This window comes from Paraburkholderia sediminicola (assembly GCF_046026675.1).
GTDB lineage: Bacteria > Pseudomonadota > Gammaproteobacteria > Burkholderiales > Burkholderiaceae > Paraburkholderia > Paraburkholderia sediminicola_F.
In genome coordinates, this window is sequence record NZ_JAQQEY010000001.1 from 3,311,203 (window position 1) to 3,336,129 (window position 24,927).

The window sequence follows — 24,927 nt, forward strand, 5'->3', positions numbered from 1 at the left end:
GGGTGTGAACAGCGCACGTTCGCGCCTGTTTTGGACCCTTAACTGGATCCCGAATGGGTCACTGCAACGCGTGCAGCAAGCGCGGCACGAACCCGCGCCACGTCAAGGTGATAGTGACACAGTTCGACGCCGTCACAGACCAGAACCGGAACCAGCTCGTTATAACGGACTTCCAGCAAAGGATCAGTGTCGACGTCGATCACAACGACTTGCGCAGCGAATTCGGCCAGCAACGGCTCGAGAGCGACGCGCATGTCGTCGCATAAGTGGCACCACGCGCGCCCGTAGAGCGTCAGTGGCGCCATTGGCTTCATTTCTGGCCGCTACGCGGTCGAATTGGCACGAACTGCGTGTTCTCGCCGCGGCGGACTAGCAACGCAACCATCTTCTGCGGATCGAGGTGCGTGGTCAGCTCGTCGAACTGCTTCGCGCTCGTGATATCCGTATCACCCACACGCAGGACGATGTCGCCCTTTTGCAATCCAACGCGCACGGCCGGGCCGTCTACCGCGTCGATCTGCACGCCGTTGTGCAGCTTCAACGCCTTCATCTGGTCGGCAGGGATATCGCTGACGGCAAGACCCAACACGTTCGTGGCACGCTGCTTCGGCACCGGCGGCTTTTTATCATCTGCCTTGGCGGTCTTGTCCGGCTGCATCTCGGCAATTGTGACCGGCAGATCACGCGTCTGACCCTTGCGCCAGATCGTAATGGTCGACTTGGTGCCCGGCTTCGTATCGCCAACCATACGCGGCAAGTCCGTTGCCGTGTCGACCGAATGGCCATTGAACTTCAGGATGATGTCGCCCGGCTGCACGCCGGCTTTGTCTGCCGGCCCGCCCGGTTCGACGCTGCTGACCAGCGCGCCCTGCGCCTTCGGCAGACCGAGCGAATCGGCCACGTCCTTCGTCACTTCACCGATCGCCACCGCAATCCGGCCGCGCACGACCTTGCCCGATACCTTCAGCTGATCGGCCACGCGCATCGCCTCGTCGATCGGAATCGCGAACGAGATACCCATGAAGCCGCCAGTACGGCTGTAAATCTGAGAATTGATGCCGATCACTTCGCCCTGCATATTGATCAGCGGACCGCCCGAATTACCTGGATTGACGGCCACGTCGGTCTGGATGAACGGCAGATAATCACCCGTATCGCGCCCCTTGGCGCTGACGATACCGGCCGTCACCGTGTTCTCGAGACCGAACGGCGAACCGATCGCGACCACCCACTCGCCCACTCGCACCTTGTTCGAGTCACCAATCGTGATGGTCGGCAAGTTGGCCGCGCTGATCTTCACGACGGCGACATCGGTCCGATCGTCCACGCCGATCAGTTTGGCCTTGAACTCGCGTTTGTCGGTGAGAGTGACGTAAATGGTGTCCGCGTCGTCCACGACGTGCGCGTTGGTCATCACGTAGCCGTCCGCCGACAGAATGAAGCCCGAGCCGACGCCGCTGTTCTGTTCGGGGTCGCTGTTATCCGGCGAGTCCTGGTTGCCGCCACTGCCGCTCCCACCGTTATCGCCACCGCGTGGCGAACCAGGCGATTGCGGCGACTGCGGCAACGGGATGCCGAAGAAGCGCCGGAAAAACTCCGACATGTCGCCGTCGTCCATACCTGGCGGCAACCCGCCACGGGCACCGCTGCTCGACACGCGCGTGGTCGTGCGAATGTTGACGACTGCCGGGCCGACCTTGTCGACGAGGTCAGTAAAGTCGGGCAGATTGGCTGCGGGAGCGGCCGATGCCGTGTGCGGCACGAGCGGCAAACACGCCGCTACCACCGCGGCCGCGAGGAATTTGCGCACCGAGAAAGTCGTCATATCGTAGCAAGCCGAGGGATTCGTGTGATTCGGAGGATTACTTCGGAGCTTTATATTCTATGGCAGACGCAAACTGCTGCAATGTGGTCTGGGGCACTTCACCAAGCAGAGTAATCCAGAAGTCGCCGCGCCGCTTGACCAGCACGTGCGTGGCGCCGCTACTGCCCGCGCCTTCCTTGCGAGTATTGTTCTCGACCGGCTCGACGAATACCGAAATGGCCGCGAGGCCATCGGAGAATACAGCTTGATCAACCGGAATGGTCGGCTGGCCCGCGTCACGCGCGGCCATGGGACGGCGAAGCTCGCGAATCTTACGGAAGCCCGGCACCGTCGGTGTGATCTGCCAGCCTTGCGCAGCCATATCGACCGGTTCGACCGGCGGACGTACTACCGTCCAACCCGTTGTATTACGAATGCCGTTGACGATGGCTGTCTTGTCGACCGGCACGCCGATGCGAATCTGCGAAAACGACAACTGCTCGAGCACCTGCCCGTTCGGGTCAAGCGTTTGCGCACGCAGCAGCAGGCCGGTCTTCTTGTCGGCCCACAGCTTGTAAGCAAAACGGTATGCGTCTTTCGGGTCGAGCTCGATCACCTGGCTGTCGATACCCGCGACGCGGTCGTCGCCAAGCAGCTTCGGCTCGTACACGGACAGCACCTGCTCGCCACTTACAGCGAGTAGCGCAGGAAACGAATCTTTGTTCTGGCGCTTCTCGACCACGCACAGATGCCGTTCAGGCACGAACGTGTAGAGATCTTCGTTGTGGCGAAGCATTTTGCGCGGCTTGCCGTCGAGGCTTTCGAGTTGCTCGAATTCGCCATCAGTACGGGTCGCGTAGTGCGAGATCCGCGACGTCTGGACGAAATTGCCGCGCTGATAGACGAACGCGCCCTCGTAGTTCTGCTGCTGGGCGGCCTGATGAATGCGATCGAGCAGCTCCGCGGCCGTGCGACGGGCGACGAATGGATCGTCGGTTTGTGCAAAGACCCGCGGCGTAGCGGACAACAATACGGCTGCGCAGAACAGAAATGCCGGCAGCCGCCCCCAGATAGTCGTTTTATTCAACCGCGGAGTCTGCATCAAACTATTGGCCTTGCGTAGAAACGGCGGCAGCGCGAATCAGCGGCATCGAACCCGGCATGACCGGTTGTTGCGCGAATTGCTGGTGAGCCTCCAGATACTGATCGAGACTGGCGTCACGAATGATGTTGGCGTCTTGCACAACCGGCTGGAGCGTAGCAGCCGGCACCGATGCCATGGCCACACGTTGCAGCGAATCGCCATGCGACTGGACCGACGCGACTTGCGCCACACCCGGGCCGCCCGGCACGCCTTGCAGTTGCGGCACGACGATCCACGTCAGCGTGGCAGCGGCGGCGGCGACAGCAAATGCCGGCACAACGCGGCGGCGCAGCGCCAGCAAACGGCGCGCGACCGGCATTGCGGCAGGCGCGAGCACGTGTGGCTCATTGTCGAAACGCGCGGCAAAACCGCTCAGGAACGCGCTGCTCGCCGCTGGGCTGACCGCCAGATCGTCGGAACGCAGGGCGTCGCCGATCAGGTGATAGCACGACCAGGCGGCACGATCTTCGCCGTCCAGTTCGGAAATAAACGTGTTCAGATGCTCTTCGCCGAACAGCTCACCGTCGACAAAAGCGGACAGACGCTCGCCGCGCGAGCTGGCTTGCGATTGCATCGAGACCGACCCCATGATGCTCCCCATCTTACAAATACCCCGTAGTGACACCACTAATCCAGATATTGCATCCGTGCCCCGTCCGGCGGGCTGGTGTTTACCAGCGCTTGCCTTCAGGTGTGTCAAGCAACGGACGCAATTTTGCCGCAATGGCTTCGCGAGCGCGGAAAATTCGTGATCTGACTGTGCCAATTGGGCAACCCATCATCTCAGCGATTTCCTCGTAACTCAAACCTTCAATTTCACGAAGAGTAATGGCGGTGCGCAACTCTTCCGGTAAAACCGCCATCGCAGCATTGACCGTCTCAGCGATCTGCTTGCTCATCAACATCGACTCAGGCGTGTTGATATCCCTTAGTTGGTCGGCGTCCGAGAAAGTTTCAGCTTCTTCAGCATCTGCTTCGGTCGAAGTCGGTGCGCGCCGCCCTTGGGTCGCAAGGTAGTTCTTTGCCGTATTGACCGCAATCCGGTACAACCACGTATAAAAGGCCGATTCGCCGCGAAACTGCGGCAACGCCCGGTACGCCTTGATAAAGGCGTCCTGAGCGACGTCTTCGACTTCGGCGGGGTCGCGCACGAGGCGTGAGATCAGCCGGAGAATCTTGCGGTGGTATTTGGAGACCAGAAGCTCGAACGCGGCCTTGTCGCCCTTCTGGACGCGTTCGACCAGCACCTGATCAATTTCTTTTTCGCTCACCTGATAAATCCGTTAACTATAGGGCGCATGGCGGGGGACCATTGTAGCGTCCCCATCATCGCGGCACGTTACTCCGGTAACAGCGGTTACAGTCGTTACAGTCAGGCACCGGCGCCACGCCGACCCAGCACGGCCAGCTCCCGGAAAACGGACGCAGGAAGCGCGTCAGCAGCAAGAAGCAGCGTGCGGAAGCGCCCATGATCCGGCGCCAGCGCCAGAACGAGCAGGCGACCGCTCCATTGCGAACAGCCGGCAATGCGGCCCTGCATGAGCAAATTGCCGGCGCGGTTCCAGGCTGACAGTCCGTCCGGGCCGATTTTCACCGCGACGGGCTGCGCACGCTCATGCTTTACCGCACAGAGCGACAGCAGCGCCAACACCGCAAACGTCAACGGAACCGCCTGCCATGCGCCCAGATGCGACGCGAAGCAGGTATAGGCAGCCCCCGTCGCCGTCAGGACGAACACTCCCAAAGCGGCGCGCATGGCGACGGAGCGCCGCAACGTAATCCGCTGCGGCGCTCCGTCGGGCGTTGCCGATTCGAGGGAAACCGCCGGGCAAGCCGGCGTTTTCGACTGACGCGTCAGCAAGCGATCAGGCGCGCTTGAAGACCAGCGTGCCGTTCGTGCCGCCGAACCCGAACGAGTTCTTCAGCGCGACGTCGATCTTCATCTCCCGCGCGGTGTTGGCGCAGTAATCGAGATCGCAGGCCGGATCCTGATTGAAGATGTTGATCGTCGGCGGCGACACCTGATGATGCACGGCGAGCACGGTGAACACTGACTCCAGACCGCCGGCGCCGCCCAACAGGTGACCCGTCATCGACTTGGTCGAATTCACGACCATGTCTTTGGCGTGGTCGCCGAAAGCGCGCTTGATGCCGGTGGTTTCAGCCAGGTCACCCAGCGGCGTGGACGTGCCGTGCGCGTTCAGGTAATTCACCTGATCCGAATTGATACCCGCGTTCTTCAAGGCGGCCAGCATGCAGCGGCGCGCGCCGTCGCCATCTTCCAGCGGAGCGGTCATGTGATAGGCGTCACCGCTCATCCCGTAGCCGCTGATTTCGGCGTAAATCTTCGCGCCGCGCGCCTTCGCGTGTTCGTACTCTTCGAGCACCATCACGCCGGCACCCTCGCCCAGCACGAACCCGTCGCGATCCTTGTCCCACGGACGGCTCGCCGTTGCCGGGTCGTCGTTGCGTTGCGACAGTGCACGCGCTGCCGCAAAGCCGCCGACGCCGAGCGGCGACACGGTCGATTCGGCGCCGCCTGCGATCATCACGTCGGCGTCGCCGTATTCGATCAGGCGCGAAGCCTCGCCAATACAGTGCAGACCCGTCGTACACGCGGTAACGATGGCGAGATTCGGACCCTTGATGCCGAACTTGATCGACAGGTGGCCGGAGATCATGTTGATGATCGACGCCGGCACGAAGAACGGCGAAATACGGCGCGGGCCGCGATTGAGCAACTCGGTTTGCGTCGCTTCGATCATCGGCAGGCCGCCGATGCCCGAACCGACCACCACGCCGATGCGCTCCGAATTCTCATCGGTGACTTCGAGGCCGCTGTCCTGCATCGCCTGGATGCCGGCCGCGACGCCGTAATGGATGAACGTATCCATGTGGCGCGCTTCCTTACCGGGGATGTAGTCCTCGATATTGAAGCCCTTCACCTCGCCGGCGAAACGAGTCGAAAAGTTCGACGCATCGAACTTCGTGATATTGGCAATACCTGACTTGCCGGCGACCAGATTGGCCCAGCCGTCGGCAACATTATTGCCAACAGGCGAAATCAGCCCCAGGCCTGTAACAACAACACGACGGCGGCTCACGGTAACCCCTTTTTCATAGATGACAAAAGCACAAAAGCCACAGCGGCCACAGGAACCTGCCCTGTGTGCCCTGTGGCTGTTAGCCGCCCCTACCCCTGGCGCTTCGCACCAGGTCCCCCCGAGGGGGGCAAGAAAACTTGGGGCGGCCCGGCGTTTTCTTGAAAGTCGGCAATCGCGCGAAAAGTTGCGCTGTCAACATCGCAGGCTCCTGCACGGCAAAAAGCGCCAGCCCTGCTGGCGTCGGAACCCGACACGGCAGGGCGTCATACGCCGCCAACGCAGAAACGCAGGCGCGAATGACTTTAGGCCTTGACGTTCGCGCGAGCGTAGTCGATCGCTTGCTGAACGGTAGTGATCTTCTCGGCTTCTTCATCCGGAATTTCCATGCCGAATTCGTCTTCGAGGGCCATCACGAGTTCAACGGTGTCGAGCGAGTCGGCGCCGAGGTCGTTCACGAACGAAGCTTCGTTCTTGATCTCAGCTTCTGCAACGCCCAGTTGTTCTGCGACGATCTTCTTGACGCGCTGTTCGATATTGTCCATTACCCCTCCAAGGGAAAAGAAGTTCAAAAATACAGGTGCGCGCATTTTATCAGGTTTGACCCGGCAAAAAAGCGGCGCATCGGGTTCCTGTCAAGGCATGCGCCTTACGCTTTTGCAAACGCGTCAAGGCGCGGATAGTAACCGAATTTGGTTACGACATGTACATTCCGCCGTTCACATGCAATGTCGTGCCGGTGATATAGCCCGCTTGCGGCGACGCAAGGAACGCCACGGCATGCGCGATATCGTCCGGGCTGCCAAGGCGGCCGAGCGGAATCTGCGTCTTCAGCGCGGTTTGCTGCTCTTCCGGCAGGGTCTTGGTCATGTCGGTATCGATGAAGCCTGGCGCCACGCAATTCACCGTGATGCCGCGGCTGCCGATCTCGCGTGCAAGTGCGCGCGTCATGCCTGCCACGCCCGCTTTCGCGGCTGCATAGTTGACCTGCCCCGGGTTGCCGGCCGAGCCGACCACCGAGGTGATGTTGATGATCCGGCCGCCCTTGGCCTTCATCATCGGACGCAGCACTGCGCGCGACAGGCGGAAGACCGACTTGAGATTGGTGTCGATCACCGCGTCCCAGTCGTCGTCCTTCATGCGCATGGCGAGCTGATCCTGCGTGATGCCGGCGTTGTTCACCAGCACGTGCAGCGCGCCAAATTCCTTCACGGTGCCGTCGATCAGCGCTTCGGCTGCGGCGGCGTCGTTGACGTTGAGCACCGCGCCGCGGCCGCTTACGCCAGCCGCGTTAAAGGCTTCGCTGATCGCAGCCGCGCCGCTTTCGCTGGTTGCCGTGCCGATCACTGTCGCACCCTGGCGCGCCAGCTCCATCGCGATTGCACGGCCGATGCCGCGCGACGCGCCCGTCACGATTGCGATCTGCTTGTCGAGAGTCTTTTCCATCTGTCAGTCCGGATGCCCTTTCGGAGGGCTGATTGATTCTTGATGTCGAGCTTGGCGCCTTGCTTGCGCCCTATGATGCGGCGTTCAGCCTGCCGTCACCAGCTTGAGCGTTTCTTCGAGCGAGGCAGGATCGAACACCGACGCACCGACCAGATTGCCGTCGATACGCTTCGTCAAGCCCGCGAGGACCTTGCCAGGGCCACATTCGATCACGTGCGTGACGCCTTGCGCCGCCATCGCCTGCACGCTTTCGACCCAACGCACCGGACCGGCTGCCTGACGCACCAGCGCGTCCTTGATCTTTGCCGGCTCGTTGACCACCGCGACGTCGACGTTGTTGATCACCGGAATCGAAGGCACCTGCACGTCGACGCTGGCCAGATACTCGCGCAATTGATCCGACGCGGGTTTCAACAGCGACGAGTGGAACGGCGCCGACACCGGCAGCGGCAACGCGCGCTTCGCGCCCTTCGCCTTCGCAACTTCGCAGGCCTTTTCGACTGCGGCCTTGTGACCGGCGATCACGACTTGCGCCGGCGCGTTGAAATTCACCGCTTCGACAACACCCGCGACCGACGCTTCGGCGCAAACCGCGCGGACCGTGTCGTCATCGAGGCCGAGAATCGCGGCCATGCCGCCAACGCCAACCGGCACAGCCGTTTGCATAGCTTGCGCGCGAAAACGCACGAGCGGCACAGCATCGCGAAACGCAATCGCGCCCGCCGCGACCAGCGCGGTGTATTCGCCGAGGCTATGGCCGGCGACGATGGCCGGCTTCGGGCCGCCAGCCTGCTGCCACGCGCAATAAATCGCGTACGCGGCGGTCAGCATGACCGGCTGGGTATTGGTGGTGAGGTTCAGATCTTCGGCGGGGCCCTCGGCGATCAGCTTGCCGAGGTCCTGATTGAGCGCATCGGACGCTTCCTGAACCGTCTCACGCACGACCGCGTGATCGGCAAATGCGTTGAGCATGCCGACCGACTGCGAACCCTGCCCAGGAAAAACGAATGCAAATTTCATATCGTCCCCAAAATCGATGTTGTCAGATGTGGGTGGCGCGCCCGGTGGATGGCAAGCGCGCTCAAGCGTAGCCGAGCGCCGCAAATAGCGCTCGCCACAACGTCGCCGCTATCAATAGCGGATAACCGACGCGCCCCAGGTGAAGCCGCCGCCGACGCCTTCAATCAGCACGTTCTGGCCGCGCTTGATGCGGCCGTCGCGCACCGCGACGTCGAATGCGAGCGGAATGGACGCAGCCGACGTATTGCCGTGCTCGCCCACCGTGACGACCATGCGCTCCTGTGGCAAGCCGAGCTTACGGCAGGTGCTTTGCATGATGCGGATATTGGCCTGATGCGGAATCAGCCAGTCGATCTGCTCGGCCGACAGATTCGCTTTTGCGAGTGCCTCGACTGCAACCTTTTCGAGCACATTGACCGCGAGCTTGAACACAGCCTGCCCGTCCATATGCAGGAACGCGCTGCCCTCGATCACACCGCCGTTCACATTGCCCGGCGTGCAGAGAATGTTCGAATGGCTGCCGTCGGCGTGCAATGCGCTCGCCAGCACGCCCGGTTCATCGGACGCCTGCAGAATCACCGCGCCGGCGCCGTCGCCGAACAGCACGCAGGTGGTGCGGTCCTTGAAATCGAGAATACGCGAGAAGGTTTCCGCGCCGATCACGAGTGCCGTGCGATGCTGACCGCCGCGAATCAGGCTATCCGCCATCGCCACCGCGTAAGCAAAGCCCGAACAGACAGCCTGCACGTCGAATGCCGCGCCGTGGTTCTTGATGCCGAGCTTGTTCTGCAACAGGCACGCCGTGCTCGGAAATACAAAGTCAGGCGTCGAGGTTGCAACGATGATCAGATCGATGGATTGCGGATCGATATCAGCCGCTTCGATCGCGCGCTTCGAGGCGAACAGCGCCAGATCGCTGGTGGTGACATCGGGCTCCGCGAAGTGGCGCGCATGGATGCCCGTGCGGGCAACGATCCATTCGTCGCTCGTCTCGACGCCCTGCTTGGCGAGACGTTCAGCCAGATCCTGATTGGTGACGCGCCCGGGCGGCAGGTAGCTGCCGGTGCCCAGCACGCGGGAATAAATTGTCGATTGAGCCATTATGCCTTCGAGGATTGCGCAGCGTAGGGCTCGGCTGGCTGGCCTGCGATCGGGCTTGCGTGACCCGCACCGCTTGCATCGCGCGCCGCCTGTTCGAGAGAACCTGCATTCTCTTCCATTGCTCGCGCAAGGCGTTCCAGCACGCCGTTTTTGACGGCATCATACCCGCGTTTGATAGCCCACTCAAACGCGTAGGCATCCGCCGAACCGTGGCTTTTGATCACCAGCCCACGCAGGCCCAGCAACGCGGCGCCGTTGTATTGCCGATGATCGACGCGCTTCTTGAAACGCATCAATACCGGCAAGGCGAGCACCGCCATCACCTTGGTGAGCCACGAGCGGCCGAACTCTTCCTTGATGATGTTGGAGAGCATCTGCGCGAGGCCTTCCGACGTTTTCAGCGCGACATTGCCGACAAAACCGTCGCAGACGATCACGTCGACCGTGCCCTTGAAGATGTCGTTGCCTTCAACGTTACCGTGAAAGTTAAGTGTACTCGCGCGCAGCAGTTCGCCGGCACGTTTGATGGTGTCGTTACCCTTGATGACTTCTTCGCCGATGTTGAGCAGGCCGATGGTGGGCCGCTCCTTGCCCTCGAGCGCGGACACGAGCGCATGCCCCATCTCCGCGAACTGCAGCAGATGCTGCGGTTCGCAATCGACATTGGCGCCCAGGTCGAGCATCATCGTGTAGCCATTGGGATTGGGCAGTGCGGACGCAATGGCCGGGCGTTCGATGCCCGACAGCGTTTTCAGCACATAGCGCGAGACCGCCATCAGCGCGCCGGTATTGCCGGCGGAAATGCAGGCTTGCGCCTCGCCTTCCTTGACGCGATTCAGCGCCACGCGCATGGATGAGTCTTTTTTCTTGCGCAGCGCGACTTCGACCGGATCGTCCATGGCGACGATCTCGGAAGCAGGTACGACGCTCAGCGCCGGCAGGTCTTGAGCCTTCAACTTCTTCAGCTGCGCACGAATCGCACTTTCAATGCCGACGAGCAACAACTCAGCATCGGGATGCGAATGAACGAAGTTGACGGCTGCGGGAACGGTCACGGACGGGCCGTGGTCGCCTCCCATGCAATCTATCGTGAGCTTTACTGTCATGGAGTGCGACGAATTTCATGCGCCCTGCATGGAATCACAGCAGGCGCTAAAGCGCCAACTGCAATCGACACAAAAAAGCGGCAGATAAATGCCGCCTTTTTGCCGAGCCGGGAAAATGTCAAGCGAGCCGATCGCCACGCGAAACGCCAACGGGCGCTACGCAGTGAGACGATTAGTCGTTCTTCGTCTTGACGACTTTCTTGCCGCGATAGTAGCCGTTCGGGCTAACGTGGTGACGCAGATGCACTTCGCCCGTGCTCGGCTCCACGGCCAGCGGCGCTGCCGTCAGGAAATCGTGCGAACGGTGCATGCCGCGCTTCGACGGCGACTTCTTATTTTGTTGAACTGCCATGACTAACTCCTAAAAATTTTCCGAATTCTAACACAGCCCGACCCGGTGTCCGCCATTGACCGAATGGCCAATGCGCCCGCTTCGCGCTCCCATGCAACTGTTCAGTGCTTCTTGTCGCCCGGCTCACCGCGCTTAAGACTTTCAAGCGCCGCAAACGGATTGGGCCGCTTGGGCTCACCGCCCTCACCAGCTTCGTCCGGCGCAGCCTCGCCCTCACCTTCTGCTCCGGCCACACCAGAGACGAGGCTCTCGTGCACTTCGGGACACACCTCGTGCTTGGGCACGAGCGGCAAGGAAAGCAGCAACTCTTCTTCGATCAAGTCGATGAGATCGAACTGGCGCGAGCCCACGATCACTTCGACTTCATCCTCGTCGAGCGGAAACTCTTCGGCTTCCGCCTCAGTGTTGACGATCCGGTAAGTTGCATCGACATTGAACGCCTGCAGATACGGCGTCATGCATCGCTGACATTCGAGCCATGCCGCACCGTGAATCGCCAACCTCAGATAAGGCTGCGGACCCTCGGTGCCGTCGTCCTGCAATTCCGGCTGCATCGCCCCTTCGGCTTGCCAGGTGAACGCGGCATCGCGGTCTGGCGCTTCTGCCGGGACTTCGTTTAACATGCGCGGCAGTTGCGAGACGCGCACGACACCCGCGGCCTGACGCCCACTCCGCGCAAATTCGAACAGATCGATGTCGTGCGGGTCGGACAGACCAGCAGGGTTGCCAGGATGTTGAGTCATGTGCGCTCCTGCGTCGGCAAGGATTTCGCCGGGGTAAATCGGTTTACAAAGCAGTTCGCGGAACTCATGCGCTGCCCGGTGTTGCTCGGCGTTACCAAGCGCATTACCTAAGCAGCGGCCCGCCTGTGCAATAGCATACCGATGAAAAGCCCGAAATCATATCCGTTTTGTCTTTTCGAGTCAAACACTTAAGCCCGTACACGTGCCATACCCGCACAGCCCCGTACGACCCGCCTCTCTAGCCGTTGGTTGCACATGCCAGATTCCCTCAACCGCTCGCCACGCCTGATCCTGGCGTCGAGCTCACCTTATCGTCGCGAGCTGCTCGAGCGCCTGCGGATTCCGTTCGAAGTCGTCGTGCCGGCGATCGACGAAACGCCGCTCGCCGGCGAAACGCCCGAAGTGACGGCCCTGCGCCTCGCCGAGGCAAAAGCCCGCGCGGTGGCAGACAACCTCGGCGCCGGTGAAGCCGCACTCGTCATCGGCTCGGATCAGGTCGCCACTTACGACGGTCTGCAGATCGGCAAGCCCGGCACGCATGACAAGGCGCTCGCCCAGTTGCAGGCAATGCGCGGCCGCGAAGTCCTGTTTCATAGTGCGCTGTGCCTGTTCGACAGCCGTTCAGGGGCGTCGCAAGCCGTCGACGTCATCACTCGCGTGCAATTCCGCGACCTGCCAGACGCCGCGCTGGACGCCTATCTGCATGCCGAAACACCCTACGACGTTGCGGGCAGCGCCAAATCCGAAGGCCTCGGCATCGCGCTGCTCGAAGCCATTCACTCAGACGACCCGACCGCGCTGGTCGGACTGCCGCTGATCGCACTGTCGCGCATGCTGCTCGCAGTGGGCTATCCACTCCTGGGGGCGCAATGAGCGGCACCTTATATCTGATCCCGAACACGCTCGGCGAAGGCGATGCCGACGCGCTCGACGCCGTCCTGCCCGCGCCGGTGCGCGCCCGCGCGGCGTCGCTCAGCTATTACATCGGCGAAAACGCGAAAACCACCCGCGCTTTCCTGAAGAAAGTCCGCACCGAAAAGCCGATCCAGGAAATCGAGATTCGCGAACTGAACGTCAACACACCGGCCGGTGAGATCGACAAACTGCTCGCGCCTTTGCTTGCGGGGACGGATGCCGGCCTGGTGTCCGAAGCCGGTTGCCCGGCAGTCGCCGATCCGGGCGCCCTGCTGGTACGCCGCGCGCATGAACGCGGCGTGAAGGTCGTGCCGTTTGTCGGACCGAGTTCGATTCTGCTGGCGTTGATGGCTTCCGGCCTGAATGGCCAGAGTTTTGCGTTCCACGGCTATCTGCCGGTCGACGCCATCGAACGGGCCAGGCGCCTGCGCGACCTGGAGCAGCAGTCGCGCAAAGCCAAGCAAACGCAGATCTTTATCGAGACGCCCTATCGGAATAAGCCACTGCTCGACACATTGCTGGCGACGTGCGCGCCATCCACGTTAGTCTGCGTCGCCGTCGATCTGACGCTGGAAACGGAAATCATCACCAGCCGCACTGTGGCCGACTGGAAAAAGAAACCGGCTATCGATCTCCACAAGCGGCCGGCAATTTTCCTGATCCTCGCCGTCTGACCGCTGCTGCAGCTCAAACCGGTCAGCTTGCCGATCGGTCACGGCTTAACTAAAAGGGCAAAAAAAGCCCCGTGCGATCAGCGCTCGATCGCACGGGGCTTTTCCCATATTGAATCACCGCAAGCTCATCTTCCCGCCAAGCGCCATCGCATGAACGGCCCCACTGCCGACCGCCGCACCGAACTTGCGCGCCACGCGATCCGTAATGCTCTCCTTGACCGTGTAATCGACGATATCCGGCGCCTTGAAAAGGTCGCGCGCAACGTAGTCCGCGTCGCCGAAACCATCTGCAAGTCCCAGTTCGACGCTCTTCTGCCCTGTCCAGAAGAGGCCCGAGAACATATCCGGCGTTTCGTGCAGGCGCTTGCCGCGGCCTTCACGCACGGCGTCGATGAACTGCGCGTGGATCTGATCGAGCATGTCCTGCGCATGTTCGTCCATCTTCGGCGTTTCCGGCGAGAACGGGTCGAAAAAGCCTTTGTTCTCACCCGACGTGTGCAGACGGCGCTGGATTCCCAGCTTGTCCATCAAACCCGTGAAGCCGAAGCTATCCATCAGCACGCCAATCGAACCGACGATGCTCGCCTTGTCGACGTAAATCTTGTCGGCCGCCGCGGCCGCGTAATAGCCGCCCGACGCGCACATATCGCCAACCACGACATACAACGGGATCGACGGATACTTGGCGCGCAGCCGGCGAATCTCGTTGTAGATAATGCCCGCCTGCACTGGACTGCCGCCCGGGCTGTTACAGCGCAGAATCACGCCTGCCGTACCCGCGTCGTCGAACGCACTTTCCAGCGCGGTGTTGATATCTTCCGCGTTCGCGTTCGTATCAGCGGAGATTTCGCCGTCAAGCGTGATCATGGCCGTATGCCGGCCAGTGGTCGTTACCTTGTCCCCCGAGAAATCGAAGGCGCCCCACACCACCAGCAGCAAGACGATCAGGAACACAAACCGGAAGAAGATCTTCCAGCGGCGTGCCGCGCGCTGCTCGGTGATTGCCGCGAGCGCAATGCGCTCGAGCGCGGCGCGCTCCCAGCCCGGCTCATCAACAGGCGTGCGGGGGCGGCCTGTCAGGGACGGTTCCTTCGGTTCGGGAGTCAAATTATCGGACATGCGGTGCAGTGGAAAGGTCGAAGAGAAGAAAAATCAGGGGGTGGCCGGGCGCAGTTCGCCGTCCGGCAGCCAGAACACGGCACGGCCTTCAGGGGTATCCCGCTCGTCAACCTGGACGGGACGCAACCGGCCGCCACGGCACGGGCCGCCGACGCATTTGCCCGTATCTGGCGCGTAAATCGCGCCATGTGTGGCGCACATCAAGTATAAACCGGACGATTCGAAGAACTGCCCTTCGGCCCAGTCGAGTTCCATCGGCACGTGGGCACAGCGGTTCAAATAGCCGTATGCACGGCCATCATAGCGAACAAAAAATACCACGACGTCGTCGCCGCCAAGCCTGGCCGCGCGCCGCACGCCGGCGCCGCCATCGACCAGTTCTTCGGACGCGCAGATGCGTACCGCTTCCGTCGCCGCTTCGGTCATACCCGTACTCACGCGTTCGCTCGCAGCCAGCCGGACAGATCGGTCACGCTGGACGCGACGAATTTCGGCGACAGAGCGGTCAGCGAGCCAGCAGGATGCGCGCCATATGTGACACCAATGCCCGCGACGCCCGCATTGATCGCCATTTGCAGATCATGCGTGGTATCCCCCACCATCACCGTGCGCGCCGGATCCTGCCCCAGTTCACGCGTAAGCTCGTGCAGCATCGCGGGATGCGGCTTCGAGAAGGTTTCGTCCGCACAGCGGGTGCCGTCGAACAGGCTCGTCAAACGCGACTGGTCGAGGGCGCGGTTCAGTCCGACGCGGCTCTTGCCGGTCGCCACCGCCAGCAGATAACCCTGATCGCGCAATTCCTGCAACATCTCGCGCACGCCGACGAACAGCTCGGTGGTCTGGTCCTTCACCAGATAGTGGAAGCGATAGCGCTCCGCCAGACGCGGGTAATCGGACGGATCGAGCGTGGGCGCGGCGATTTGCAGCGCGTCGCGCAGGCCGAGGCCGATCACGTAGCTGGCGGCCTCATCGGCGGGAACCGGCAGACCGAGATCGCGGCATGCCAACTGGATGCTGCGCGTGATGTGCGCGGTCGAATCCATCAGCGTTCCGTCCCAGTCGAAGACGATCAGATCAAATTGCTCTCTAGCCATGCGGTGTCGTCTCCGGGTTTGACCCATTTTGTGATTCACGTAATTCATTGAGCTGCGCCACGAAACTGCGGCATTCGGCCGGCAGCGGCGCCTCGAACTGGACGGGCGCGCCGGTTGCCGGATGCGTCAGCTTAAGGCGGTATGCGTGCAGGAACATGCGTTTCAGGCCAGGCTTCGCGTTAGCGCGCGCCAGCGCCTTGTTCAGCGCGAAGTCGCCGTATTTGGCATCGCCGACGATCGGCAGTTCCAGATGCTGCAAATGGACGCGGATCTGATGCGTGCGGCCGGTCTTCAGTTCCGCCTCGAGTAGCGCGTACTCCGGCCAGCGGTCGATCAGATTGAAAACCGTGTGCGACGCGAGACCGTCGGCCTGGACGCGCACGCGCCGCTCGCCGTCTGCGGTCAAATACTTATGCAGCGGCTCCTTGACCGCGCGGCGGCGGCCCCAGTCGCTCGCCCATTCGCCGTGGACGCACGCATAGTAGCGCTTATCCATCTTGTTCTCGCGAATCTGCTCGTGCAGATTGACCAGCGCAGAGCGCTTCTTGGCGAGCATCAGGATGCCGGAGGTCTCGCGGTCCAACCGATGCACCAATTCAAGGAATTTCGCTTGGGGCCGCGCTTCGCGCATCTGTTCGATTACGCCGAACGCGACGCCGCTCCCCCCGTGGACCGCCACGCCGGCCGGTTTATCGATCACGAGCATGTGCTCGTCTTCAAAAATAATTTTGAAATCGGCGCTCGGCACCGGCGCGTGGGCGATCGCCTCGTTCGGTTGAGCGACGCGAATGGGCGGCACGCGCACCAGATCGCCCAGTTCGAGGCGGTACTGCGCGTCTATCCGGCCCTTATTCACCCGCACCTCCCCGCTACGCAGGATGCGGTAAATATGGCTTTTTGGCACGCCCTTACAGACGCGCAAAAGGAAGTTATCGATGCGCTGTCCGGCCGCACTGTCGTCGATCTCGATCATCGAGACCTGGTCGCTTGCGACCGATTTCTGGGATATTTTGCCTAACTCTTTCATTATGAATATAATTTGCCCAGCAGTCTGCGGCGGCCGGCGCAGTGTCCGGAATTCGGGCGGATTGCGCAGGTGCAAGCGATAAACCGTTATTTTACTTGCGCCGGGGTCTGGTTGCTCACCCTGAAAATGAGATGCAACATGTTGCACGCACGAAGTCAGTGCCCGGCAGGGACGGCGCCCACAGGCGCGTTCGGTCAAGGTCGGCTTCGACGGTAACGGAATTTTGGTAAAAAAGAATTTAACTTTCAGCTTCAGTATCGGGCGGTCTGACGCCCTGCTGTAGGAAGCTGCGAGTTGCGAAAATACGGCGTGCGCCCGAGGCGTCTTGTAGAAAATACAAGACATGGCGACGTCAAAATGAGGCGAGACACCCCCAGCGAGAAAAGACGCGCCGACTGCGCGAACTTCCCGCTGCGGCATGACCGCAGCCTCCGGCCCTCCGGTCACGCGCCCAGTTGGCGCACCGGCGCGAGTGGACGAAAGGCTTATGAAGGTCTGCTGGCAGAACCCGCGGCGTGTCGGGTCGTTATTTGAAGCCGTGTTCGCATGTGCCCTGCGGCACCGCGCCCATTTTTCAATGGGGCCGGGCCCTCTCAGGCAATTCTCCCGCCATTTTTCCCGCTCCAGCGTGCTTGTGAAAACACAATAAGGCGCGGCATGCCGCTGCCCTCGTGGCTCTCGCGACTGACAACCGCGCAGCTGAGGGCTAGCTAAGCCGCCTGGAGCCGTTCAATGAAACGAATGTTGTTCAACGCGACGCAGCAGGAAGAACTGCGCGTCGCCATCGTCGATGGGCAAAAACTCATCGATATCGACATCGAAACCGCCGGGCGCGAACAGCGCAAAGGCAATATCTACAAGGGCATCATCACCCGCATCGAGCCGTCGCTCGAAGCCTGTTTCGTCAACTACGGCGAAGACCGCCACGGCTTCCTGCCGTTCAAGGAAGTCGCCCGCCAGTATTTCCGTGACGGCGTCGACATGCGCTCCGCGCGCATCCAGGACGCCCTCCGTGAAGGCCAGGAACTGATCGTTCAGGTCGAAAAGGAAGAACGTGGCAACAAGGGCGCGGCCCTCACCACCTTCATCTCGCTCGCCGGCCGGTATCTGGTTCTGATGCCGAACAATCCGCGCGGCGGCGGCGTATCGCGCCGGATCGAAGGCGACGACCGCCAGGAACTGCGCGAAACCATGGCTCAACTGCAATTGCCGGAAGGCATGAGCATCATCGCGCGCACGGCCGGTATTGGCCGCTCCGCCGAAGAACTGCAGTGGGACCTGAACTACCTGATGCAACTGTGGCGTGCCATCGAAGCTGCGTCGCAAAGCGGTTCGAGCGGCCAGCCGATGCTGATTTATCTCGAATCGAGCCTCGTTATTCGCGCGATTCGTGACTATTTCCAGCCGGATATCGGCGAAATCCTGATCGACACCACCGAAATCCATGACCAGGCCCGCGCCTTCATGGATATCGTGATGCCGGACAATGTCAGCAAGGTGAAGCGGTATCACGACGACGTGCCGCTCTTCTCGCGCTTCCAGATCGAACACCAGATCGAAACCGCGTATTCGCGCACGGTCCCGCTGCCCTCCGGCGGCGCCATCGTGATCGACCACACGGAAGCCCTGGTCGCGATCGACGTGAACTCGGCACGCGCCACCAAGGGTGCCGACATCGAGGAAACAGCTGCACGCACGAACCTCGAAGCCGCCGACGAAGTGGCCCGCCAGTTGCGCCTGCGCGACCTGGGCGGCCTGATCGTGATCGACTTCATCGACATGGAATCGGCCAAGAGCCAGCGCGAAGTCGAGCAACGTCTGAAAGACGCGTTGAAGCACGACCGTGCACGCGTCCAGATGGGCAAGATCTCGCGCTTCGGCCTGATGGAACTGTCGCGTCAACGTCTGCGCCCGGCTTTGTCGGAAGGCAGCCATGTGACGTGCCCGCGCTGTAACGGCACGGGCCACATCCGCGATACCGAATCGTCCGCGCTGCAAGTGCTGCGGATCATTCAGGAAGAAGCGATGAAGGAAAACACCGCGGCGATCCACTGCCAGGTGCCGGTCGAAGTGACCGCTTTCCTGTTGAACGAAAAGCGCGCCGAAATCAACAAGATCGAATCGCGTTTCAAGGTCAACGTCGTTCTGATCCCGAACAAGCATCTCGACACTCCGCATTACAAGCTCGAACGCCTGCGTCACGACGATGCACGCCTCGACGAGCCGCGCGCTTCGTGGAAGATGGCCGAAGAAGCCGCCCGCGAACTGGAATCGGAAACCGGTTACAGCAAGCGTGCCGAGGAAGTGAAGCCAAAGCAGGAAGCCGCGGTCAAGGGCATCACGCCCGAGAAGCCGGCCCCGAGCGCGCCGGTCCGTCCGGCGGTAACTCCGGCGCCGGTGGCCGTCACCCCGGCCGGCGGAGGCTTTATCGGCTGGTTGAAGAATCTGTTCGGCGTGCAGCCGGCCGCACCAGCGCCTGCCGCACCGGCTACGACCGACAAGCAGACACGCCCGCAACGTGGCGAACGCACGGAGCGCGGTGAGCGCACCGGCGAACGCGGCGGCGATCGCAACCGCAATCGCCGTGGCGGCGCAGGCAGCCGCGACGCAGCGGGCCGTGGCGAAGGCACAACCGGCGGCCGTCAGGCTCAGGGGCAGCAGCCGTCGCAGCGTCGCGAGGAACGCGAACCGCGTGAAGGTCGTGAGCCGCGTGAAGCACGTGAGTCGCGCGAGCCGCGTGGCACCCGTGAACCGCGTGAGGCCCGTGAAGGCCGCGATCCACGCGAGGCTCGTGAGCCGCGTGAAGGTCGCGAGGGCCGCGAAAACCGTGACCGCGACAATCGCAGCAGCGATCGTGCGGAAACCGTCGAGGGCGCACCGCGCGCCGAACGTGGCGAGCGTCAGGAACGCGGCGAACGCCGTGAGCGTGGCGAGCGCGCTGAACGTGGCGAACGCCGCAAGCAGCCGGAAGCGACAGACGCACTGACGCAGAACGACGCGCAAACGGCGGAAGAACTGGCGCAAAACCAGACCGCCTTGGGCGAAAACGGTATGCCGGTCGATCAGGAAGCGGTGGCGCGTGAAGGTGAAGAGCGTCGTCGTCGCCGTCGCGGCCGTCGTGGTGGTCGTCGTGAGCGTGAAGAAGACGTGAACGGCAACCTGGCTGCGGACGTTGCCGAAGGTGAAGGCGACAACGTCAATGTGACCGATGACGCACCGGTGCGCACTGCGCATCAAGCGGTCGAGCACAAGGCTGAAGTCAACGAAGCGACTGCTGTCAAACCGGTGGAAGTGGTTGTCGCTGCTGTCGCGACGGAAACCGTTGTGGTCAGTGAGCTGCACGCTGTAACCGAAACGCCTGCTCTGGCCGCCGAGCAAGCTGCGAAGACGGAAACGGTTGTGCCGGTCGCGGAAGCGCCGGTGGCACCGGTTGCGGTCGAGCAGGCCGTGGAAGCGCCGGTGGCGCAAGCCGCTGCCACGCCGGTCGAAGCCGCGCAAGCTGCTCCGGCCGCCAGCGAGACGGTTTCGCTCGTCGAACCGGTCGCTCGCTTTGAAGCCCCGGTTGAAGCTCAGGTCGAAACGCCGGCAGCTACTCCGGTGGTTGAAGCGCAAACCGCACCGGCTCCGGTAGAAAAAACCGTGGCTCCTGCAGCAGTGGTCGAAGCACCGGCCGCTCAGCCAGCACGGCAAGCCGATATCTTCGAAGCGCAACCGGTCGTTGCAGCGGTCGCACCGGCAGTTGAAGCGGTCGTTGAACCGGCAGCAGTCGAGCCCGCGCCGCCCGTTGCAGTTGCTGCACCGCAAGCGCCGCGTACCGCCGGCGTGTCTGCGGAAGCCCTGAAGCCGGTGCTCGAACAAGCCGGTCTTGTCTGGGTGAACACCGACGCCGACAAGCTGCGAGCCGCGCAGGAGGCTGCTGCGCAAGCGGCCAAGCCGGTTCGCGTGGGTCGCGAGCGTAAGGCGTTGCCGCCGGTCGAAACCGCGCCGATGCAAATGGTGGAAACCGGTAAGCACCCGCAGTAAGCGAACCGCCGCCATGCAAAAAGCCCGCCCTTACCGGTGGGCTTTTTGTTTTATGGGCGCCGCACGCCGTCCGATTGCGGGCTTTATGCCACTCCCCGTATACCCGGACGGCGTCTGGAGGCCGGCAGCCGCCGGATACATTTCCGCTAGAATGAAGATCGAGGTTCCAATCGCAGCCCCAGCCGCAGCAGCGATCGCAGCACTTAAGCAGCACTTAAGCAGCCCGAAACGAAGCATCAAGCGAAGCAATTCATGTCCCGACGCATCATCCCTGTTGCCGATCTCAGCGCGGTGCCGGTCATCACCGGCCCCGTGCAGGCGCCCAGCGGCGCGCTGCACGACACGCTGGCGCGCCCGCTGCGCGATCTGCGCATCTCGGTGACGGATCGCTGCAATTTCCGCTGCGTCTACTGCATGCCGCGCGCGGTGTTCGACAAGGATTACGCGTTCTTGCCGCATAGCGCACTGCTCAGCTTCGAAGAAATCGAACGGCTGGCGCGGCTCTTCGTCGCACACGGCGTCGAGAAAATCCGCCTTACGGGTGGCGAGCCGTTGCTGCGCAAAAATCTGGAATTCCTGATCGAACGGCTGGCGCAACTCACCACGCCGGAAGGCCGCCCGCTCGATCTGACGCTAACCACCAACGGCTCGCTGCTGGAGCGCAAGGCGCGCAGCCTGAAAGACGCTGGCCTGACCCGCGTGACGGTCAGTCTCGACGCGCTCGACGACACCCTGTTTCGCCGCATGAACGACGCCGACTTCGCGGTCGCCGACGTGCTGGACGGGATCGCCGCGGCGCAAGCGGTGGGACTCGCGCCGGTGAAAGTCAACATGGTCGTCAAACGTGGCACCAACGACGGCGAAATCGTGCCGATGGCGCGTCATTTCAAAGGCTCGGGCGCGGTGCTGCGCTTTATCGAGTACATGGACGTGGGCACGTCGAACGGCTGGAACATGACTGAGGTGCTGCCTTCCGCCGACGTCGTGACGCGCATCGCCGAACATTTCCCGCTTATGCCGCTCGAAGCGCACAGTGCAGCCGAAACCGCCCAGCGCTGGGGTTACGTGGACGGTAGTGGCGAGATCGGCGTGATTTCGAGCGTGACACGCGCATTTTGCAGCAGTTGTACGCGAGCGCGTCTGTCGACCGAGGGCAAGCTGTATCTGTGCCTGTTCGCCTCGTCCGGTCACGACCTGCGCGCGTTGCTGCGCAGCGGCGCGAGCGACGCCGCTATCGCCACCGCCGTCGCCGAAATCTGGCAAGGCCGCAGCGACCGTTATTCGCAATTGCGCGGCAGCAATGCAGCCGCACTCCGCGCGCAAGACGCCCGCCGCGTGGAAATGTCGTACATCGGCGGCTAAACGGCCGCGCCCATGAACCCGACTCGCGAACACATCACCGGTCTGGTCCTCGCGGGCGGACGCGGCATGCGTATGGGCGGTGTCGACAAGGGACTGCAAACGCTGCACGGCGAGCCGCTCGCCTCCCATGTGCTGAAACGACTCGCACCGCAAACCGGCGCCCTGCTGATCAGCGCCAATCGCCACCCAGAGGTCTACACGGCGCTGGGCGCGCCGTTCGGCGCCAAGGTGCTTGCCGATACCCTGCCCGGCTTTCCCGGCCCGCTGGCGGGCCTGCTCGCCGGGCTGCGCGCGGCTGACACCGCGTACGTGCTGAGCGCGCCCTGCGACACGCCCGGACTGCCGGCCGATCTCGCCTCCCACCTCACTCGGGCACTCGACTCGAATCAGGCCGACATCGCCACCGTCACGACCACCGACGCCGAAGGCCACGTCTCGCTCCATCCCGTGTTCGCGTTGCTGCGCACGAGTCTCGCCGACGACCTGGCGGCCTTTCTCGAAGACGGCGAGCGCAAGGTCCGCGCGTGGTACGCGCGCCACAAGACCGTCGAAGTCGCCTTTAGCGACGAGCGCGCGTTTTACAATATCAATTCGTTACAAGAACTCGCCGACCTCGAGCGTTGTTGAGGCTCCGGTTGAAATCCCGCTCCGGCCGCACGGCAACAGCCGCTTCCGCCGCCGATCGCGACGTCCAGCCCTTCATGACCACGCTTAACGAATTTTCCCGCTGCGTCGCGCAGTACGATCCTCACGCGCTACCTGTTTCGGCCGCCCAGGCGATCGTCCGTCAATGGGCAACGCCCGTCACGGCGGTCGAACGCGTGCCCTTGCGCGATGCGCTCGGCCGCGTGCTCGCGGCCGATATCGTCTCGCCGATCGACGTCCCGTCGCACGACAATTCGGCCATGGACGGCTACGCGTTCAAGGGCGCGGCATTGGCAACGCGTGAACCCACGGTCGATTTGACGATCGTCGGCAAAGCGCTGGCCGGCCACCCGTTCCCGGGCCACGTGGACGCGACGCAATGCGTACGCGTCATGACAGGCGCCTGCATGCCGGCTGACTGCGACACCGTCGTGCCGCAGGAGCTTGTCGAGCGCAGTGCCGATTCCACCTCGATCCGTTTTGCGGCCAACGCCTTGCGGAGCGGCGCCAACCGCCGCCTCGCCGGCGAAGACCTCGCCCGCGGCCATGCCGCGCTACGCGCCGGCCGCATCATGCGCGCGTCGGACCTCGGTCTGCTGGCTTCGCTCGGCATTGGCGAAGTCAACGTGCGGCGGCGCTTGCGCGTCGCGTTTTTCTCGACCGGCGACGAATTGCGCTCGCTTGGCGAGCCGCTCGACCCGGGTTCGGTGTACGACAGCAATCGCTACACGCTGTTTGCGATGCTTCGGCGCCTGAACATGGATACGCTCGATCTCGGCGTGGTGCGCGACGAACCCGCTGCGCTCGAGGCTGCATTGCGCAGCGCCGCAGCCAGCGCCGACGTGGTGTTGACCTCCGGCGGGGTGTCGGTCGGCGAGGCGGATTTCACCAAGCAATTGCTACAGACGTTCGGCGACGTCGCCTTCTGGAGCCTCGCCATGCGTCCGGGCCGGCCGCTCGCTTTTGGCCGCGTCTGGTCTGGCGAACATCCGGGTCTCGGGCTACCCGCGTTATTCTTCGGCTTGCCGGGCAATCCCGTGGCCGTGATGGTGACGTTCTACCAGATCGTGCGCGAAGCGCTGCTGCTGATGTCCGGCGCGACGCCACAGGCGCTGCCGGTCTTGCGCGCCGCCAGCCGCCAGGCCATCCGCAAGCGCGCCGGCCGCACCGAATACCAGCGCGGCGTCGCCGGGCAGGATGCGCACGGCCAATGGCAGGTCACGCCGACCGGCTCGCAAAGCTCCGGCGTGCTGAGTTCGATGAGCGAAGCAAATTGTTTCATCGTTCTCGGGCACGATGAAGCCGATATTGCCGAGGGCGAGCCCGTCGATATCATGTTGTTCGACGGGCTGATCTGACGCCTGACGGAACGCTTTCGTGGCAGCTTTTTGCAACCGCGTTTTCGGCCCCATTTGCAGCTTCGTTTGCAGCTTTACCCATTACCACTACGACACACGGGTTTGACTTACATGAAAAAACAGATCTCGTTCATTGCACCGGGACAGACGGCCAAAGCGCTTATCCTCGTGTACCTGACATTCTCGGTGCCGATCGTGCTGCTCGGCGTGCTGGTGGCGTTCATCCGCTATGGCTCGGTCGAACTGAGCACTGTGTTCAGCGCGCTGCTGCTGAACGCGATTCTCGGCTTCATCCTGCTGTGGATTGCGTGCCACGCCTACAACTGGGTGGCATCGCGCTTTGGCGGCATCGAAATCCAGCTGACCGACGCGCCGGAAGAAGCGTAATGCCCGCGACGATCCGCACCGCGACGCCTGCGGATACGGGCGCTATCTTCGCGCTGACGTACGAGCTGGCCGAATTCGAAAGCCTCACGCACGTATTTGTTGCGACCGAAGACGGATTGCGCGACGCCCTGTTCGGCGCGCGGCCCTCGATCGAAGCGCTGGTGGCGGAAAACGAAGGACGCATCGTCGGCTATGCGCTGTTCTTCCACAATTACTCGAGCTTCGCCGGCAAGCGCGGGCTATATCTCGAAGATGTCTACGTGCAACCGAGTCAGCGCGGCAGCGGTCTAGGCGCCGCGATGCTCGCGAGGCTGGCGGCACTGGCAGTCGACCGGAAGTGCGGACGCTTTGAATGGACCGTGCTGGACTGGAACAAGCAGGCCATTAGCTTCTACGAAAAATTGGGCGCGACAGTGATGCCTGATTGGCGCGTCGTGCGTCTGACGGGCGACGCGCTGGAACAGTTGGCCGCAGCAGCCGCTTCCTGAGTTTGAGTTTGAGCCGAC

The 24,927-nt window shown here is 62.5% G+C and carries 26 protein-coding genes; 8 read left to right on the plus strand and 18 right to left on the minus strand.

Annotation, left to right across the window (positions count from 1 at the left end; all coding sequences use genetic code 11):
* Positions 1 to 38: 38 nt before the first annotated feature.
* The 14 genes from PQQ86_RS14240 to PQQ86_RS14305 all read right to left on the minus strand — a co-directional run bounded on the left by PQQ86_RS14240 (position 39) and on the right by PQQ86_RS14305 (position 11,817).
* Positions 39 to 314 carry a glutaredoxin family protein gene (locus PQQ86_RS14240; RefSeq protein ID WP_408267788.1) on the minus strand — a complete coding sequence of 92 codons (276 nt, stop codon included), beginning with the start codon at positions 312 to 314 and terminating at the stop codon, positions 39 to 41.
* A complete protein-coding gene (locus PQQ86_RS14245) occupies positions 311 to 1,825 on the minus strand; it encodes a DegQ family serine endoprotease (RefSeq protein WP_408267791.1) in 1,515 nt (504 codons plus the stop codon). Before PQQ86_RS14245 ends, PQQ86_RS14240 begins: the two co-directional genes overlap by 4 nt.
* Before the next feature lie 37 nt (positions 1,826 to 1,862).
* Positions 1,863 to 2,906, minus strand: coding sequence for a MucB/RseB C-terminal domain-containing protein (locus tag PQQ86_RS14250; protein WP_408267794.1), 1,044 nt, complete (start codon positions 2,904 to 2,906; stop codon positions 1,863 to 1,865).
* Positions 2,907 to 2,910: 4 nt separating this feature from the next.
* The gene (locus PQQ86_RS14255) at positions 2,911 to 3,537 is read right to left on the minus strand and encodes a sigma-E factor negative regulatory protein (RefSeq protein WP_408267798.1); all 627 of its coding nucleotides are present in this window, start codon (positions 3,535 to 3,537) and stop codon (positions 2,911 to 2,913) included.
* Between the two features lie 82 nt (positions 3,538 to 3,619).
* Positions 3,620 to 4,219, minus strand: a complete 600-nt coding sequence (rpoE, locus tag PQQ86_RS14260) for an RNA polymerase sigma factor RpoE (protein WP_006051939.1) — start codon at positions 4,217 to 4,219, stop codon at positions 3,620 to 3,622.
* Positions 4,220 to 4,320: 101 nt separating this feature from the next.
* A complete protein-coding gene (locus PQQ86_RS14265; RefSeq protein ID WP_408267801.1) occupies positions 4,321 to 4,704 on the minus strand; it encodes a hypothetical protein in 384 nt (127 codons plus the stop codon).
* A gap of 109 nt (positions 4,705 to 4,813) precedes the next feature.
* Entirely contained in the window at positions 4,814 to 6,052 is a 1,239-nt protein-coding gene (gene fabF / locus PQQ86_RS14270; protein ID WP_093640472.1) for a beta-ketoacyl-ACP synthase II, read from the minus strand.
* A 302-nt stretch (positions 6,053 to 6,354) separates the two neighbouring features.
* Positions 6,355 to 6,594: an acyl carrier protein gene (gene acpP, locus PQQ86_RS14275; protein WP_004197638.1), complete on the minus strand. Its 240-nt coding sequence runs from the start codon at positions 6,592 to 6,594 to the stop codon at positions 6,355 to 6,357.
* A gap of 151 nt (positions 6,595 to 6,745) precedes the next feature.
* Positions 6,746 to 7,495 (minus strand): 3-oxoacyl-ACP reductase FabG, encoded by a 750-nt coding sequence (gene fabG, locus PQQ86_RS14280; RefSeq protein WP_115780631.1) that lies wholly within the window; start codon positions 7,493 to 7,495, stop codon positions 6,746 to 6,748.
* Between the two features lie 84 nt (positions 7,496 to 7,579).
* Positions 7,580 to 8,515 (minus strand): ACP S-malonyltransferase, encoded by a 936-nt coding sequence (gene fabD, locus PQQ86_RS14285; RefSeq protein WP_408267804.1) that lies wholly within the window; start codon positions 8,513 to 8,515, stop codon positions 7,580 to 7,582.
* Positions 8,516 to 8,626: 111 nt separating this feature from the next.
* On the minus strand, positions 8,627 to 9,616 hold the full coding sequence (locus PQQ86_RS14290; RefSeq protein WP_408267806.1) for a beta-ketoacyl-ACP synthase III: 990 nt from the start codon (positions 9,614 to 9,616) through the stop codon (positions 8,627 to 8,629).
* Entirely contained in the window at positions 9,616 to 10,722 is a 1,107-nt protein-coding gene (gene plsX / locus PQQ86_RS14295) for a phosphate acyltransferase PlsX (protein ID WP_408267808.1), read from the minus strand. Before plsX ends, PQQ86_RS14290 begins: the two co-directional genes overlap by 1 nt.
* A 172-nt stretch (positions 10,723 to 10,894) precedes the next feature.
* On the minus strand, positions 10,895 to 11,074 hold the full coding sequence (gene rpmF, locus PQQ86_RS14300) for a 50S ribosomal protein L32 (protein WP_006051932.1): 180 nt from the start codon (positions 11,072 to 11,074) through the stop codon (positions 10,895 to 10,897).
* A gap of 101 nt (positions 11,075 to 11,175) precedes the next feature.
* Positions 11,176 to 11,817, minus strand: a complete 642-nt coding sequence (locus tag PQQ86_RS14305; protein WP_408267811.1) for a DUF177 domain-containing protein — start codon at positions 11,815 to 11,817, stop codon at positions 11,176 to 11,178.
* A gap of 255 nt (positions 11,818 to 12,072) precedes the next feature.
* Here PQQ86_RS14305 and PQQ86_RS14310 point away from each other — a divergent pair, with 255 nt between their 5' ends.
* Together PQQ86_RS14310 and PQQ86_RS14315 are read left to right on the plus strand one after the other, a co-directional pair.
* Positions 12,073 to 12,690: a Maf-like protein gene (locus PQQ86_RS14310; protein ID WP_408267813.1), complete on the plus strand. Its 618-nt coding sequence runs from the start codon at positions 12,073 to 12,075 to the stop codon at positions 12,688 to 12,690.
* Complete coding sequence (locus PQQ86_RS14315) at positions 12,687 to 13,406, plus strand: SAM-dependent methyltransferase (RefSeq protein WP_408267815.1); 720 nt, start codon at positions 12,687 to 12,689, stop codon at positions 13,404 to 13,406. The genes PQQ86_RS14310 and PQQ86_RS14315 overlap by 4 nt, the downstream gene beginning before the upstream one ends.
* Positions 13,407 to 13,520: 114 nt before the next feature.
* Here PQQ86_RS14315 and PQQ86_RS14320 read toward each other — a convergent pair whose 3' ends face one another.
* From PQQ86_RS14320 to PQQ86_RS14335, 4 genes are read right to left on the minus strand one after another with little or no spacing between them, the layout of a single operon-like run.
* Entirely contained in the window at positions 13,521 to 14,525 is a 1,005-nt protein-coding gene (locus tag PQQ86_RS14320) for a S49 family peptidase (RefSeq protein WP_408267818.1), read from the minus strand.
* Positions 14,526 to 14,558: 33 nt separating this feature from the next.
* Positions 14,559 to 14,951: a Rieske (2Fe-2S) protein gene (locus tag PQQ86_RS14325; RefSeq protein WP_408270287.1), complete on the minus strand. Its 393-nt coding sequence runs from the start codon at positions 14,949 to 14,951 to the stop codon at positions 14,559 to 14,561.
* Between the two features lie 8 nt (positions 14,952 to 14,959).
* The gene (locus PQQ86_RS14330; protein ID WP_408267821.1) at positions 14,960 to 15,619 is read right to left on the minus strand and encodes an HAD-IIIA family hydrolase; all 660 of its coding nucleotides are present in this window, start codon (positions 15,617 to 15,619) and stop codon (positions 14,960 to 14,962) included.
* Positions 15,612 to 16,646: an RluA family pseudouridine synthase gene (locus tag PQQ86_RS14335; protein WP_408270290.1), complete on the minus strand. Its 1,035-nt coding sequence runs from the start codon at positions 16,644 to 16,646 to the stop codon at positions 15,612 to 15,614. The genes PQQ86_RS14330 and PQQ86_RS14335 overlap by 8 nt, the downstream gene beginning before the upstream one ends.
* A 732-nt stretch (positions 16,647 to 17,378) precedes the next feature.
* Between PQQ86_RS14335 and PQQ86_RS14340 the strand changes: the two genes are divergently transcribed.
* From PQQ86_RS14340 to PQQ86_RS14365, 6 genes are all read left to right on the plus strand, one after another.
* Positions 17,379 to 20,669 (plus strand): Rne/Rng family ribonuclease, encoded by a 3,291-nt coding sequence (locus PQQ86_RS14340; RefSeq protein WP_408267823.1) that lies wholly within the window; start codon positions 17,379 to 17,381, stop codon positions 20,667 to 20,669.
* A gap of 252 nt (positions 20,670 to 20,921) precedes the next feature.
* On the plus strand, positions 20,922 to 22,031 hold the full coding sequence (moaA, locus tag PQQ86_RS14345) for a GTP 3',8-cyclase MoaA (protein ID WP_408267826.1): 1,110 nt from the start codon (positions 20,922 to 20,924) through the stop codon (positions 22,029 to 22,031).
* 12 nt (positions 22,032 to 22,043) lie between these two features.
* Complete coding sequence (mobA, locus tag PQQ86_RS14350) at positions 22,044 to 22,658, plus strand: molybdenum cofactor guanylyltransferase MobA (RefSeq protein ID WP_408267829.1); 615 nt, start codon at positions 22,044 to 22,046, stop codon at positions 22,656 to 22,658.
* A gap of 74 nt (positions 22,659 to 22,732) precedes the next feature.
* Positions 22,733 to 24,034, plus strand: coding sequence for a molybdopterin molybdotransferase MoeA (moeA, locus tag PQQ86_RS14355; RefSeq protein WP_408267832.1), 1,302 nt, complete (start codon positions 22,733 to 22,735; stop codon positions 24,032 to 24,034).
* A gap of 111 nt (positions 24,035 to 24,145) precedes the next feature.
* The gene (locus tag PQQ86_RS14360) at positions 24,146 to 24,421 is read left to right on the plus strand and encodes a hypothetical protein (RefSeq protein ID WP_054036190.1); all 276 of its coding nucleotides are present in this window, start codon (positions 24,146 to 24,148) and stop codon (positions 24,419 to 24,421) included.
* Positions 24,421 to 24,909: a GNAT family N-acetyltransferase gene (locus PQQ86_RS14365; protein WP_408267836.1), complete on the plus strand. Its 489-nt coding sequence runs from the start codon at positions 24,421 to 24,423 to the stop codon at positions 24,907 to 24,909. The genes PQQ86_RS14360 and PQQ86_RS14365 overlap by 1 nt, the downstream gene beginning before the upstream one ends.
* The last annotated feature ends 18 nt before the right edge of the window (positions 24,910 to 24,927 follow it).